The 12,590-nt window shown below is 38.1% G+C and carries 12 protein-coding genes; all 12 read left to right on the forward strand.

What is annotated here, in order from left to right:
* Positions 1-193 precede the first annotated feature (193 nt).
* The 12 genes from AC6I8N_RS26055 to AC6I8N_RS26110 all read left to right on the forward strand — a co-directional run bounded on the left by AC6I8N_RS26055 (position 194) and on the right by AC6I8N_RS26110 (position 12,583).
* Positions 194-907, forward strand: a complete 714-nt coding sequence (locus AC6I8N_RS26055; RefSeq protein ID WP_200864676.1) for an EAL domain-containing protein — start codon at positions 194-196, stop codon at positions 905-907.
* Positions 908-1,145: 238 nt separating this feature from the next.
* Complete coding sequence (gene yjbE / locus AC6I8N_RS26060; RefSeq protein WP_497831710.1) at positions 1,146-1,421, forward strand: exopolysaccharide production protein YjbE; 276 nt, start codon at positions 1,146-1,148, stop codon at positions 1,419-1,421.
* A gap of 71 nt (positions 1,422-1,492) precedes the next feature.
* Positions 1,493-1,960 (forward strand): helix-turn-helix domain-containing protein, encoded by a 468-nt coding sequence (locus tag AC6I8N_RS26065; RefSeq protein ID WP_497831711.1) that lies wholly within the window; start codon positions 1,493-1,495, stop codon positions 1,958-1,960.
* 98 nt (positions 1,961-2,058) lie between these two features.
* Positions 2,059-3,195: a polysaccharide export protein gene (locus AC6I8N_RS26070; RefSeq protein WP_497831754.1), complete on the forward strand. Its 1,137-nt coding sequence runs from the start codon at positions 2,059-2,061 to the stop codon at positions 3,193-3,195.
* 5 nt (positions 3,196-3,200) lie between these two features.
* Entirely contained in the window at positions 3,201-3,632 is a 432-nt protein-coding gene (locus AC6I8N_RS26075) for a low molecular weight protein-tyrosine-phosphatase (RefSeq protein ID WP_497831712.1), read from the forward strand.
* Positions 3,633-3,648: 16 nt separating this feature from the next.
* Positions 3,649-5,796 carry a polysaccharide biosynthesis tyrosine autokinase gene (locus AC6I8N_RS26080; protein WP_497831713.1) on the forward strand — a complete coding sequence of 716 codons (2,148 nt, stop codon included), beginning with the start codon at positions 3,649-3,651 and terminating at the stop codon, positions 5,794-5,796.
* Between the two features lie 14 nt (positions 5,797-5,810).
* A complete protein-coding gene (locus AC6I8N_RS26085; protein WP_497831714.1) occupies positions 5,811-6,752 on the forward strand; it encodes a polysaccharide pyruvyl transferase family protein in 942 nt (313 codons plus the stop codon).
* Between the two features lie 3 nt (positions 6,753-6,755).
* Entirely contained in the window at positions 6,756-7,922 is a 1,167-nt protein-coding gene (locus AC6I8N_RS26090) for a lipopolysaccharide biosynthesis protein (protein WP_497831715.1), read from the forward strand.
* 5 nt (positions 7,923-7,927) lie between these two features.
* Positions 7,928-9,076 carry a glycosyltransferase gene (locus tag AC6I8N_RS26095; protein WP_497831716.1) on the forward strand — a complete coding sequence of 383 codons (1,149 nt, stop codon included), beginning with the start codon at positions 7,928-7,930 and terminating at the stop codon, positions 9,074-9,076.
* Entirely contained in the window at positions 9,069-10,322 is a 1,254-nt protein-coding gene (locus AC6I8N_RS26100; protein WP_497831717.1) for an O-antigen ligase, read from the forward strand. Before AC6I8N_RS26095 ends, AC6I8N_RS26100 begins: the two co-directional genes overlap by 8 nt.
* A complete protein-coding gene (locus tag AC6I8N_RS26105; protein WP_497831718.1) occupies positions 10,319-11,407 on the forward strand; it encodes a glycosyltransferase family 4 protein in 1,089 nt (362 codons plus the stop codon). Before AC6I8N_RS26100 ends, AC6I8N_RS26105 begins: the two co-directional genes overlap by 4 nt.
* Positions 11,408-11,413: 6 nt before the next feature.
* Positions 11,414-12,583 carry a glycosyltransferase gene (locus tag AC6I8N_RS26110; protein WP_497831719.1) on the forward strand — a complete coding sequence of 390 codons (1,170 nt, stop codon included), beginning with the start codon at positions 11,414-11,416 and terminating at the stop codon, positions 12,581-12,583.
* Positions 12,584-12,590: the final 7 nt, after the last annotated feature.

Raw genomic sequence — 12,590 nt, forward strand, 5'->3', positions numbered from 1 at the left:
GTTTAGAGCATATTGCCACCAAACGCCTACCTCTTCCTGATTATTCGGGACAATATTCTATTCATTCGATTTAGGAAAGGATCGATCGATCAAAGGTTATTTTTTGATAGGTAAAAACATAGATAAAACCGATCGTAAAGTGTTTATTGATTGGTATTAGTGATCATAGAATGAGAATCATCTGATGTGTGTTATGGAAAACATTCTCATGAATCTCAGCGAAGTCTTAACAGGTAAAGTTATCAGTGGTATTGAAGCGGAACCGATAGTAGACAGAGCAGGGAATGTTCTGGCGGTAAAGATACGTACAGACAGCGCCGCACCAGGGTGGTTTTTCAGGCAGGTTGGGAAACCCGCTAAGGCACAGAAAAAAAAACTGTTGAAGGATCAACTCACGCTTATCGACCTAAAAACAGCATATTTTCAAAATAATAATATTTTATGCTCCATCACTATTGATTTTGATATGGCCGCACTCCTGATACAGGATGAGGAGATTGCTGAGTTAGCCAAATCAAAACCCTTTTTACGTTTAGAGATTTCAGAAGGTTTTCCAAATCTTTCCGATGGGAGAAGCAACCGGGTCTTGCAGGCATTAGCCGAAGAGTACCGCTTGTGGTTGGGAGATTTAGGTTCAGGCGAATCCAGCCTGAGAGCATTGCAGGAAAATCTCTATGACGCCGTAAAGATTGATAATGATTTTTTTAAGATCTACAGCAAGTCAGGCATCTGGCCGGTCATTATCAAGAACATAATGCGATATTGTAAGTTTATTATCATCGAAGGTGTGGAAAGCACAGAGCAATGCCACGCCATCGAAACGGATATTAAAGCGGTACAGGGTGGGTGTTTTAAAAGCGTACGGCTTGAACAAATCGAAAGTTTAAATAAGAAATTCATATTATAACTTTGAGTTTTTAATATACGTCTTTTACACAGCAAAATGGCGGCATTGTCCTGCCCATTATTTTTTGCCAGCGTCGCAAAGGCGTCGCTGCGCCTGTTGCATTGATTATTTATTTTTTTCAGGCTATTGGCGCCAGTAAGCTAAGGGCGGTAGCGTGCCTGAAACGTCAGGAATGAGTGAGTAATAAAAGTGGTAAAAAACATCATTCATTATCGCTAACAACCAAAAAGGTAACATTATGAAAATCACAGCAATGAGTACTTTGTTATTAACCGGTTTGCTGAGTTTGAGTGTAAACGCAGCAGAAGAAACGACAACGCAACAAACAGCCGCCGCACAAAATGTGGGTGCGCCGGCAGGTGAAAGCGCAACCAGTTATGCTGCCGGAACCAGCGTGGTTGTGGGTGTCTCTGCGGTTTCCGCGTTGGCCGCGCTTGCTTTAGCGACGCAGACTAACGATCGCAGTAGCACCGGAACGACCACCACCACCACGACCAGCACCACGGGCAGATAGTTCTAACCAGACAGCGGAGGGCATCGCAAAGGTGTCAGAGAGATATGAGGATAATATCTGATGATTACTATTTGAGTCTGGGTTTGCGGGAAGCATTAAAAGTCCACGAAATCGGACTACAGGACATGACTATTTCGTTAAGTTCTGACCTGAAAACCATCAGACTTTATAAAGACATAAGTGTTTATTCTAATGAGAAGTTTTTTGTCGGTAATTGCCTGACAACCTTTGTGATGAGTTACCAGTTAGATGATGGGCTAACGCCTTTACATCACAAGCTGTATCGACTCATCGCTGAAAGAAAAACCATGTACCTGACTCCACGAGAAATCGATGTTTTGAAGGACTTATTAGACGGGCAAAATATACTCGAAATCTCAAGGAACAGCGGGCTTAGCCCAAAAACAATCAGTGCCCAAAAAAATTCAGGTTTAAAGAAACTGAAGGTCAGTAACTTACATATGTTGCACCGAGATATTTCATCATTCAGAAATCTGTTTTATGGAAAACAACGCAGCCACGCAGGGATGGGTTTCTAAGGGTGAGTGAATGACGTTTCCCTTTACTATGCCTCTTTAGCAAATTGATAAAGAGGCCTTATTTTCTTGCATTTAATAGGATGATAGTTCAACTCATGATGATGAAATTGCCTTTTAGACTATCCGCGATTGCGGTGTCTGCTTTTTTTCTTTCCGCGTGCACCATCGTTCCAGGGCAACATTTATCGACCAGTGATAAAGATGTCGTGGAGCAGATGGATTCGAATACGGACATTAGCAAGTACGTTACTGTTTATCCGTTAACACCAAAATTGATTGATTCGCTGCAACCACAAAAGGTGATGTCCAGCGCCAACCCGCAGCTGGAAGATGAAATCAAAAACTACCAGTACCGCATCGGCATTGGTGACGTATTGATGGTGACGGTATGGGATCACCCGGAACTGACGACACCTGCCGGCCAATACCGCAGCGCCAGCGATACCGGTAACTGGGTGAATACCGATGGCACCATTTTTTATCCTTATATTGGCAAGGTGAAAGTCGCCGGACGCACTATCGAAGAAGTTCGCAACGAGATCACTGAGCGACTTAAAACCTATATTGAAAGCCCGCAGGTTGATGTGAGTATCGCTGCATTCCGCTCGCAAAAAGCGTATGTGACAGGGGAGGTGATACATTCAGGCCAACAGCCGATCAGCAACATTCCACTGACGGTGATGGATGCGATCAATGCGGCAGGCGGATTAGCCCCGGACGCAGACTGGCGCAATGTAGTGTTGACGCATAACGGAAAAGACAGCCTGATCTCTCTTCAGGCATTGATGCAGCAAGGGGATTTACGCCAAAACCACCTGTTGACCCCCGGTGATATTTTGTTTGTACCTCGCAACGACGACTTGAAGGTGTTTGTGATGGGTGAAGTTAACAAACAATCTACGCTGAAAATGGACCGCAGTGGGATGACTCTTGCGGAAGCACTGGGTAATGCCGATGGGGTCTCACAGGAAATGGCGGATGCATCAGGTATCTTCGTGATCCGTCCCCTGAGAAACAAAGATGCAAACGGTAAGATGGCTAATATTTACCAGCTGAACGCAAAAGACGCAGCAGCCATGGTAATGAGCACTGCTTTCAAGTTGCAACCCTATGACATCGTCTATGTTACTACTGCTCCGATCGTGCGTTGGAACCGTGTCATCTCTCAGCTGGTACCAACCATTGGTGGAGTGTATGACATGGTTGATGCCGCACATTATATCCGTGAGTGGTAATCAAGATGTTTGACTCAATTCTTGTTATTTGTACCGGAAATATATGTCGGTCGCCAATGGCCGAATATTTTTTTAAAAAAAAGCTTACTGATTTTACAGTTGCATCTGCGGGATTAAAGGCCGTTGTAAACGAAGCTGCTGATAAGATGGCAATTGAAGTATCTTTTAAAAATGGTCTCGATATTAGCGGGCACGTTGGGTGTCAATTGACTACGAGAATTGCTAAAGAGTACGACATTTTGTTAGTCATGGAACAAAAGCATATAGAGTTGATCAGTGAAATGGCACCAGAGTTAAGAGGTAAGACCATGCTTCTGGGGCATTGGCTTGATAAAAAAGAGATACCGGACCCGTATGGTAAAAGCGAGGCCGCTTTTGACCATGTTTTCAGGCTTATTGAAAGATCATGCGTAAGCTGGATTGAAAAACTTATTTAACGAATCGAGAAATTTTATGATTAACCGGACTGAAGGTAGAATAACCAACGCTATTACTGATGAAATAGATATTGGTAAAATTGCAGGTGAAATATTAGATAGAAAAAAACTAATAATATCAGTTACAGCAATTTTTGCAGTTATTTCAGTTGTGTATGCATTATTCGCGAGTCCCGTATATCAGGCCGATGCATTGATACAGGTAGAACAAAAACAGGGTAACGAAATTCTGGATACGTTGAATCAGGTTCTGCCCACGGGTACTCAACCCTCCGCTCCAGAGATTACATTGCTCCAGTCGAGAATGGTTCTTGGAAAGACGGTTGAAGACCTCAATCTGGAAATAAATGTCCAGCAAGATTACTTCCCAATTTTTGGTAGTGGTTGGGCAAGAATGACTGGTCAGAAAAAAGGCAAACTTGATATAACAAGATTATATCTTTCGCAGGTTGAAGGGAAGGATATTGATGCTGACATAGAAGTTTTAAACAGAAATGAATATAAAATAACTGTAAATGGTGTGGATTATAAGGGGCGTGTTGGTGAGCTTCTGAATAATAAAGCGGTTACCATTATGGTTAACAATATTGACGCTGACCCTGGTACTAGCTTTACTGTAAGTACTGTTGGTTTTCTCAAGGCAATAAATAATATTAAAAAGTTTTACAATGTTGATGATGAGGGTAAAGACACCGGGATGTTAATTCTCACATTAACCGGTGAGGACAATAATAAAATAAAAAGCATTTTAGATAGCATCAGTAACAACTATCTTGAACAAAATGTTGAGAGGCAAGCTGCTCAGGATGAGAAAAGCCTGGAATTTTTAAAGGTTCAATTGCCCAAGGTTCGGGATGATTTGGATAAGGCCGAAGATAGGCTTAATGATTACAGAAGGCAAAAAGATTCTGTTGACTTATCAATGGAAGCACAGACCGTACTGAACCAAATCGTGAATGTTGATAATCAGATCAATGAGTTAACATTTCGCGAAGCTGAAATTTCTCAACTATACACAAAAGACCATCCTACTTATAAAGCATTGTTAGAAAAAAAGAGGACATTGTCGCAGGAAAAAAACAAACTTAACGAAGCCGTAAATGGAATGCCATCAACTCAACAGGAAATTATTAGATTGAGTAGAGATGTTGATTCCGGAAGAGCTGTGTACATGCAACTATTAAACAGACAGCAGGAATTAAGTATTTCAAAGTCGAGCGCTATTGGAAACGTCAGAATTATCGACCCAGCAGTGACTGAGCCTGAACCCGTCAAGCCGAAAAAAATACTCGTGGTGTTAATTGGAACGCTTCTGGGTGGTTTCCTGACCGTGATTTATATTTTAATAAAAATCTTAATCAGGAAAGGAATTGAAAAGCCGGATGATTTAGAGGTTCTCGGCATAAATGTTTATGCAAACATCCCATTCTCAGAATGGCAGGACAAAAATAGTCAGAAATTATTGAAAAGAAGAAGAAATGAAAAAAATAAAAATGAAATTCTTTCACTTGAGAACCCAGCGGATCTCGCTATAGAAGCGCTGCGAAGTCTTAGAACAAGTCTTCATTTTGCAATGATGGAGGCTAAGAACAACGTTGTAATGATCTCAGGGGCCAGTCCCGAAAGTGGGAAATCATTTATCAGTAGTAATCTTGCAGTAATTGTCTCTGAAATAAAGAAGCGCGTATTACTGATAGATGCAGATATGAGGAAAGGTAAATCTCATATCGTTTTAAATAAAGATAATGATAAAGGATTGTCTGATTATCTCTCCGGAAAATCATCAATCAATGAAATACTAAAAAATAAAACGGATAATCTGACTTTTATATCAAGAGGTGCTGTACCACCAAATCCATCTGAACTATTAATGCACCATCGCTTACAAGAGTTGCTGGCATGGGCTTCAGAGAACTATGACCTGGTCATAGTTGATACACCTCCAATCTTAGCAGTAACGGATGCAGCAATAATTGGACAATATGTCGGCACTAATTTGTTAGTTGCAAGGTATGAAACAAATACTGCTAAAGAAATTGAGTTCAGTAAAAGAAGATTTGAGGACAGCGGGATTTTAGTCAAAGGTGCCATTCTTAACGCAGTTAAGAAAAGTACTAATTCTTATTATAGCTATGGTTATAGCTACGACTCGGATAAGAAATAATTTAAGGGTTAAATATGAACCAGCAAAGCCTGAAAGATCAATTACAAAGTATTCTGGCATATATCAAAGATAGAGGCGACGTTATATACCTTGATTATCCTTTACACCTTAATGTCGGTGATTTACTTATCTATCATGGGACGGAGAATTTTTTTGTAGAAAATGGAATAAAAGTCAAAGCAAGAAGGAGTCATGCACGATATTCAATCGCAGATATTAAAAATTATGTTAGTAAAAATACAACAATATTGATGCATGGTGGCGGTAACTTTGGCGATCTGTATCCTGAATACCAAAAGTTCAGAGAAGATGTGGCTAAATGCTTTAAAAATAATGCCGTAGTAATTTTACCGCAAACTGCGTATTTCAGTTCTGAAGAAGAAGAGAATAAATCTGCTGAAATATTCAGGCAGCATAAAAATTTGGTGATCTTTTCGAGAGATACAAGAAGTCTTGAGGTATTTAGAAAGTTCACCGATAAAAGTTACCTAATGCCTGACATGGCTCATAGTTTATGGGGGAAACTCCCCAGAGCTGAAAAAAACAAAGGCACATTGTTTTTAATAAGAAAAGATAAAGAGATTAATCAGCTGCAAGATAAACTTGTTAGCAAAACAACCAGTACGGTTGATTGGGAAGACATATTAAAATCCGAAGATTTTAGAATTAGAATGTTGTGTCGCAAGTTGGATGGGGCAGGGAGTGTATACAAAATAACCTCATTGAAGAGGCTATCTAATTGGATTTGGTTTAATCACACGAAGAAAATGGTAGATAGGTATGCGTTATTTTTTACATCACACGAGAAAGTCGTCACATCGCGAATGCACGGCCACATTTTTTCTTGTCTGTTAGAAGTTCCAAATGGTGTTATCGATAACGCATATGGTAAAAACAGCGGTTACTACAACCAGTGGACTAATAAAATAAGTAATGCGGAGCTATTAGCTGAGTAATCCATGATTGAGCAAATTAGAAGTATTCTCAAAATTCTGAGTGCTAGTTTTGGCAGTGTGGTAGTATCATTTCTTCAGGCCGTTTTGATGACACGACTTTTGAATGTAGATGATAGAGGAATAGTTCAGCTTTTTATTGTTACAACCACCATATTCTCGTCATTTTTCATATCTGGTGCAGGGAATACTATTGCTTTTTGCATTCGGAACAACCAAAAGAAAGGTTATGAGAAACTTCTGGGTTTGCTGACATCAATTTTGTTGCTGGCCATTGTTGTGAGGCTTTTTTTCGAGAGCAACGAAAATAGATCGATTCTATTTGCAGCTCAGGTGGTTTCATTATGTTTTATACAGCTATCATCTGAGCTGTTGAAGTTACAAGATGGCCTTAGATTATATAAAATCTATGTATTTGTGACGCCATTTAGTTTCTTTTTAATTACAGCCTTTTGCTACATAACGCAAGAGTCAATCACTGCCAGTGAAGCAATCATTCTGGCGGTAAGTTCGAATTTAGTAGGTGCAATCACGGGTGTTATATTCATAACGCAAGTAATGAAACTCATCTCCATCAACGGAAAGATCGAGAGAAGGGAGTTTTACAAATATTATGTTAAGCAGTATTTGATGCAGGTTTTTGGTGTTATAACTAATAATATGGATAAATATCTAATAGGGAAGTATATCGGTATTACGCCATTGGGTTTATACTCAACGGCTGCGGCATTTAATACTTTGCCTTTAAAGTTTTACAACACCCTGGCAGATTATTTATTTTCTGGATATATTTATAAAAAAAATCACGACAAAGCAGTGATTTTGACCGCTATTCTTGGAGGGGTTGTCGGTGTTGCTCTCTCCTTTGTACTTTCCAAGATGCTTATTGTATTGGCATTTGGAGAAAAATATCTGTCCTCGCATGAGTATCTGCCATTCATAATCCTTAATCTTTCAATAAATGGATTGGCATGGATACTGAGTCAAAAAGCACTGATTTCTGGTAACCAATTACTCATCATTGGAAGGCAAGCATTAGGATTTTTGCTTTTTATAATAATCTTTTTCTATGGCACAGAGTATGGATTGTGGGGAGCAATTTATGCATTGATTGCCGGAAGCATTCTTCGCCTGATCATCTCAATCATGTTTTTCATTAAAATTAAGGTTTAAAATTGATGCGAATTCTGATGATAAATACGTTGTATTATCCATACAAGGTAGGCGGAGCAGAGGTTTCAGTCAGGCTTTTAGCTGAATCTCTGGTCAAGCGAGGCCATACCGTTAGGGTCTTATCAGTTAATGATCAAGGTGTCAGGATAAAAGAAATTATCAATGGCGTAGAATCGGTATCAGTTGGCCATGAGAGTGTGTTTTGGCCATTTGCAAATAAAAAGTTAAGCATTGTTGATAAGCTGATTTTTCATGCCAATGATTTTTTTAATATTAGAATGCAGAAAAAAATCAAGAATGAAATTGAAGACTTTAAACCTGATATTGCCCATACCAATAACCTTTTTTGCTTTTCGTGTTTGACATGGATGACACTAAGCAAAAAAAACGTAAAGATAGTTCATACTACGCGTGACTACTATATGTTGCATCTTAATGCAGCATTGTTTCGAAACGGAAAGAACATTGATCCTTACGGTTTCGAAGTTAAAATTTTATCGTGGATCAAAAGCCGAATATCTCATCGTGTGAGCACTTTTGTCGGCATCAGTGAATATATGTCGAAAATTCATCGTTCAGCTGGTTTTGCAAACAGAGGCAATCACAAATTTATCTATAATACTGTTACTAAAATGGAAAGGAACAGAAAAGCAGGCAAAAAATTAGTTGTAGGATTCATAGGGAGATTAACTGTTGAAAAGGGGTTGGACCGATTTTGTCAACTGGCCAGAACTACCCAAGAAACAAACGATAACGTCGAGTTTATAGCGGCGGGAGCTATCGAATCCTTGAGTATAGATTTAAAGAATGACTGCGAGCGGTCAAATGTTCAATTGATAGGTTTTATGGGTGTGGAAGAGTTTATCAATCAGGTTGATGCTGTTGTTCTCCCGACAAAATGGAATGAACCATTTGGAAGGATCATTGTGGAACTCGGTCTGGCAGGCGTGCCAACTTTCACGAATCTCACTGGCGGCACGGGCGAAATTGCTGAACTTTTTCAAAGTATTCATGCTATGGATGAATTTTCAATTGAATGCATAATGAAACCAGCGACTTATAAGCTTGATGAAGCTGTTGTTGAAATGTTTTCCTCAGAAAATATCTGCTCACAGTATGAGACTTTATATCAAAAAGTGATTAAACATGCATAATAAGTTAAGTCTAAATGAACGATTTATCTGTGTATTGTTCGTTGTCTCGCTTGTTTTCAGTTCAAGGTCACTCGAGTTATTAAATATTCCTCTCTATTACTTCTTAGAGATAGGTGCACTTGGCCTTGTATTCGTTTTTTTATTTCTTACAGTTTGTGTTAATAAAGAACGTTATAGGTCTGTTGGGTATGATATTTTATTTGTTGCAATAATTATCGTTTCTATGGATGTTATTTGCTCTTTGATGTCATACATAAACTATGGTCAAGGCATTATAATCAGTCTGTTAACCTTTAGAGTGGCGTTTATTACATGTGCAATTATTTTTTTGTTCGCCATAATCTTCCGTGTTAAACAGATAACGGAACACAGTGAATTTTTTGATTATTTAGTAACGCTGATATTCTATCTGTCACTATTCATAACCTTGCTTTGGGTTTATCTCACATACACTCTGAATGCAGAAGAGTACTACTTAACAAGTGGGAATCTACTTGTAGATACGAGGAGTGATGGAAGTTACAGATTTAGATTTGATATATTTTTCCCATTCATGCTTTTGTGTTGTGGATGGCTAAGACTAAAGACAACTAATAAGAAGTTGATAAATTTAGGTGCGATGTGTTTTTCAATTATCTATATAGTTTTTTATTATCAGGGACGTATGTTCATCCTCGCTATGATTATAGCGATGGGGTTATCGATGATTAGGCCCGCAGTTTATAGACTGAGGTATGTGTTGATATTAGTGCTTGCTTTTATAACCACAGCGGCATTCCTTATAATATATTTTACATATGATCAACTTATAAATCTTTATCAAACGCTACTTAACGACTTTAACTTGTCAGATAGTTCATCGTTGACCAGACTGAAAATATTTAGAATGATGGGTGATAACTTTCTGAATAATTTTATCATGGGGAATGGGTATCTTAGCAATCAAGGGGATGCGAGTTTTTCTAATGTTAAATTCAGCCCTCTGGATGTTGGGTTGTTGGGGGTGGTTTATACCTATGGTTTTATCATTTTCATTATCGGATTTGTATGGTTTAGCCATTTGTGGTTGAAATCATTTGGAAAGAATAATAGTCAGATATTTACTTTTCTTTTTACAACTTTATTCATTAATTCAATCTTTACTGGGGGGTTGTTTTTTAGACCTTACCAAATACTTGTTATGATGGTTTTTGTCTATTTGTTTGGAAAAACACGATTTTTAAGCATTTATAAGGAGAAAGGATGAAAGCTCTGGTTTTCTTAGGGTTAAGACATACCATTTTAGCTAAACAGTGGGAGTCAGAGTATGCATTAGGGATGAGAAATGACACGATGCTCTATGGATACGGAAACGCAGCGACAGAGGGTTTTTCTGTCGAATATTGTTCCTTTTCAAGAGTTGAGAGAATATTCTTCAAAGAAAATAAAATAGGTAAAATTTATCTTTATCTTTTAAAATTACCAATTTTATTAATGAAATATGATGTTGTCTGGACTCATTTAGACAGAGATGCTCTCTTCATAGCCAGATTAAAAGGAATCCCGTTAATTGGCAGGTTGTTTTGTAAGCATATAGCAAATTTTGTTTGGTTAATCGATCATACGCAAAAATTCGATTCAAATAAAAAAAAGAGAATTTCAAAGAAGTTAGGAAAAATAGATAAGATTTTTTATCTGTCTAAATCTGAGGAGCAAGAGTTCATCACCCACTATAGAGTCCCGAATGATAAGTTACTTTATACTCGATACGGTATAAATTTCTCTGCATATGGTCCTCTAGCAACTGGAAGCAAACCGCATAATTTCAACTATAGAAACTATATTCTATCTGTTGGTACCGACGAGCATAGAGACTTAGACTTGTTGGATATTGTTGCCGGGGGGAACCCTGAAAAAAAGTTCATCGTATGTTCTGGTAGTCCTGCTCACCAATTAAAGAAGTTTAAAAGTAATAATATTGTGTTGATGCGAGCAAATTATAATGAAATGGTTTATTTGTATCGTAATTGCGAGATGGTAATTATCCCCTTGAAATTCAACTTTCATGCGAGTGGAATAACAACACTTCTCGAAGCTGCAGCTGCCAGGAAGCCAGTAATAATAAATTACACACCTGGTCTTGAAGATTACGGCATAGACAATGAAACGTGTTTGTTTGTACCTATTGGTAATAAAGAGAAATTTAATGACAGTATCAATCTGCTCTGGTCTAACAGTGCTTTAGCCGAGAAGATTAGCAATAACGCCTATGAATATCTCAGAGATGAATTCAATACTCACACTTATTCCAGTATATATATTGAAAATAGCATTAGTTTATTTAAAAAATGAGGTTCTATGCGCGCGCTCTTTTTAACTACGGTACTACCTTACCGTGCAAGCTCTGGTGGTGAATCAGTAAGCAAGAATTTGATCTGTAAGATGTCTGAACTGGGTGTATATGTTGATGTTGTTGGCTATAAGAGAATGCATGAGTCTACAGAGAAGAAAGAAGAAAATTTTCATAGCGTAGATGAACGAATTATAGAAACTAGCGGTAATAAGTTTCAAACCATAAAGTGGCTCATCAGCGCTATCGTCTCTAACAAGTCATTCTCAGTAATTAAGTACTACGGAAAGTCTTACATCAATAAAGTGAATGAACTAATAAAAAAGAATTCATACAACTATGTTTTTATTGATCACACTCAGATTTTATGGATGTTGGATTATTTGCCTCCGAACTTAAAGGTTATTTTTATTAGTCATAATGTTGAAAGTGATTTGTATTTCGATCTTTATAAAAAAAGTCAGGGTGTTATAAAGAAAACAATTTTTTTGAGAGAAGCAAAAAGTATCTCAAGACTAGAAAATAAAGCCATATCTAAATGCAATCAAGTGTGGTCATTAAGTAGTGATGATTTGATGTTTTACAAAAATCAGATCAAGGTTAAAGATGAAAAGTTAGTGTTGTTCGAACCCTTACCGATGATTGTTCCTAGAAAAAAGTCACTAAGAACGCACATAAATTGCGATATTTCGATCATAGGTACCTGGACATGGAGTGCAAATTCTAAAGGATTGGAGTGGTTCTTCGATCAGGTATACCCAAAACTGCCAGATGACATAACTATTCATGTCGCAGGGAAAGGAGCACAGTGGTTAAAAGACAAGTATTCTAACGTTTCATATTTGGGCTTTGTTCAGAGTGCAGAAGAGTTCATGCTTTCTTCTCGAATGGTAGTCATACCATCAGTGTCCGGAGCCGGTGTTCAAATTAAAACTTTAGATGCAATTACCTTGGGGGTGCCAACTATCGCTTCACGGTTCGCACTTAGGGGTATTGAAGATGCACCTTCATATGTAAAAAGTGCTGCTGATCATGAAGCCATGATTAAAGAGGTTAAGAATGTATTATCATCACAGCTTGGTGATGAGGAACTTATAAATTGTAGTGTTGAAGCGAGTAACTGGTATGAAAGAAAGAACACCAGACTTAAAAAAATCATCTTAAACAGTCTATCTTAAGGTTATT

It is taken from the genome of Pantoea sp. X-Soil-TKNS-1279 (genome assembly GCF_059730565.1).

Coding starts and splice junctions, on each gene's coding strand:
- AC6I8N_RS26080 (WP_497831713.1), top strand. CDS start 3,649: ATGATTAACCGGACTGAAGGTAGAATAACCAACGCTATTACTGATGAA.
- AC6I8N_RS26075 (WP_497831712.1), top strand. CDS start 3,201: ATGTTTGACTCAATTCTTGTTATTTGTACCGGAAATATATGTCGGTCG.
- AC6I8N_RS26095 (WP_497831716.1), top strand. CDS start 7,928: ATGCGAATTCTGATGATAAATACGTTGTATTATCCATACAAGGTAGGC.
- yjbE (WP_497831710.1), top strand. CDS start 1,146: ATGAAAATCACAGCAATGAGTACTTTGTTATTAACCGGTTTGCTGAGT.
- AC6I8N_RS26100 (WP_497831717.1), top strand. CDS start 9,069: ATGCATAATAAGTTAAGTCTAAATGAACGATTTATCTGTGTATTGTTC.
- AC6I8N_RS26110 (WP_497831719.1), top strand. CDS start 11,414: ATGCGCGCGCTCTTTTTAACTACGGTACTACCTTACCGTGCAAGCTCT.
- AC6I8N_RS26055 (WP_200864676.1), top strand. CDS start 194: ATGGAAAACATTCTCATGAATCTCAGCGAAGTCTTAACAGGTAAAGTT.
- AC6I8N_RS26085 (WP_497831714.1), top strand. CDS start 5,811: ATGAACCAGCAAAGCCTGAAAGATCAATTACAAAGTATTCTGGCATAT.
- AC6I8N_RS26090 (WP_497831715.1), top strand. CDS start 6,756: ATGATTGAGCAAATTAGAAGTATTCTCAAAATTCTGAGTGCTAGTTTT.
- AC6I8N_RS26070 (WP_497831754.1), top strand. CDS start 2,059: ATGATGAAATTGCCTTTTAGACTATCCGCGATTGCGGTGTCTGCTTTT.
- AC6I8N_RS26105 (WP_497831718.1), top strand. CDS start 10,319: ATGAAAGCTCTGGTTTTCTTAGGGTTAAGACATACCATTTTAGCTAAA.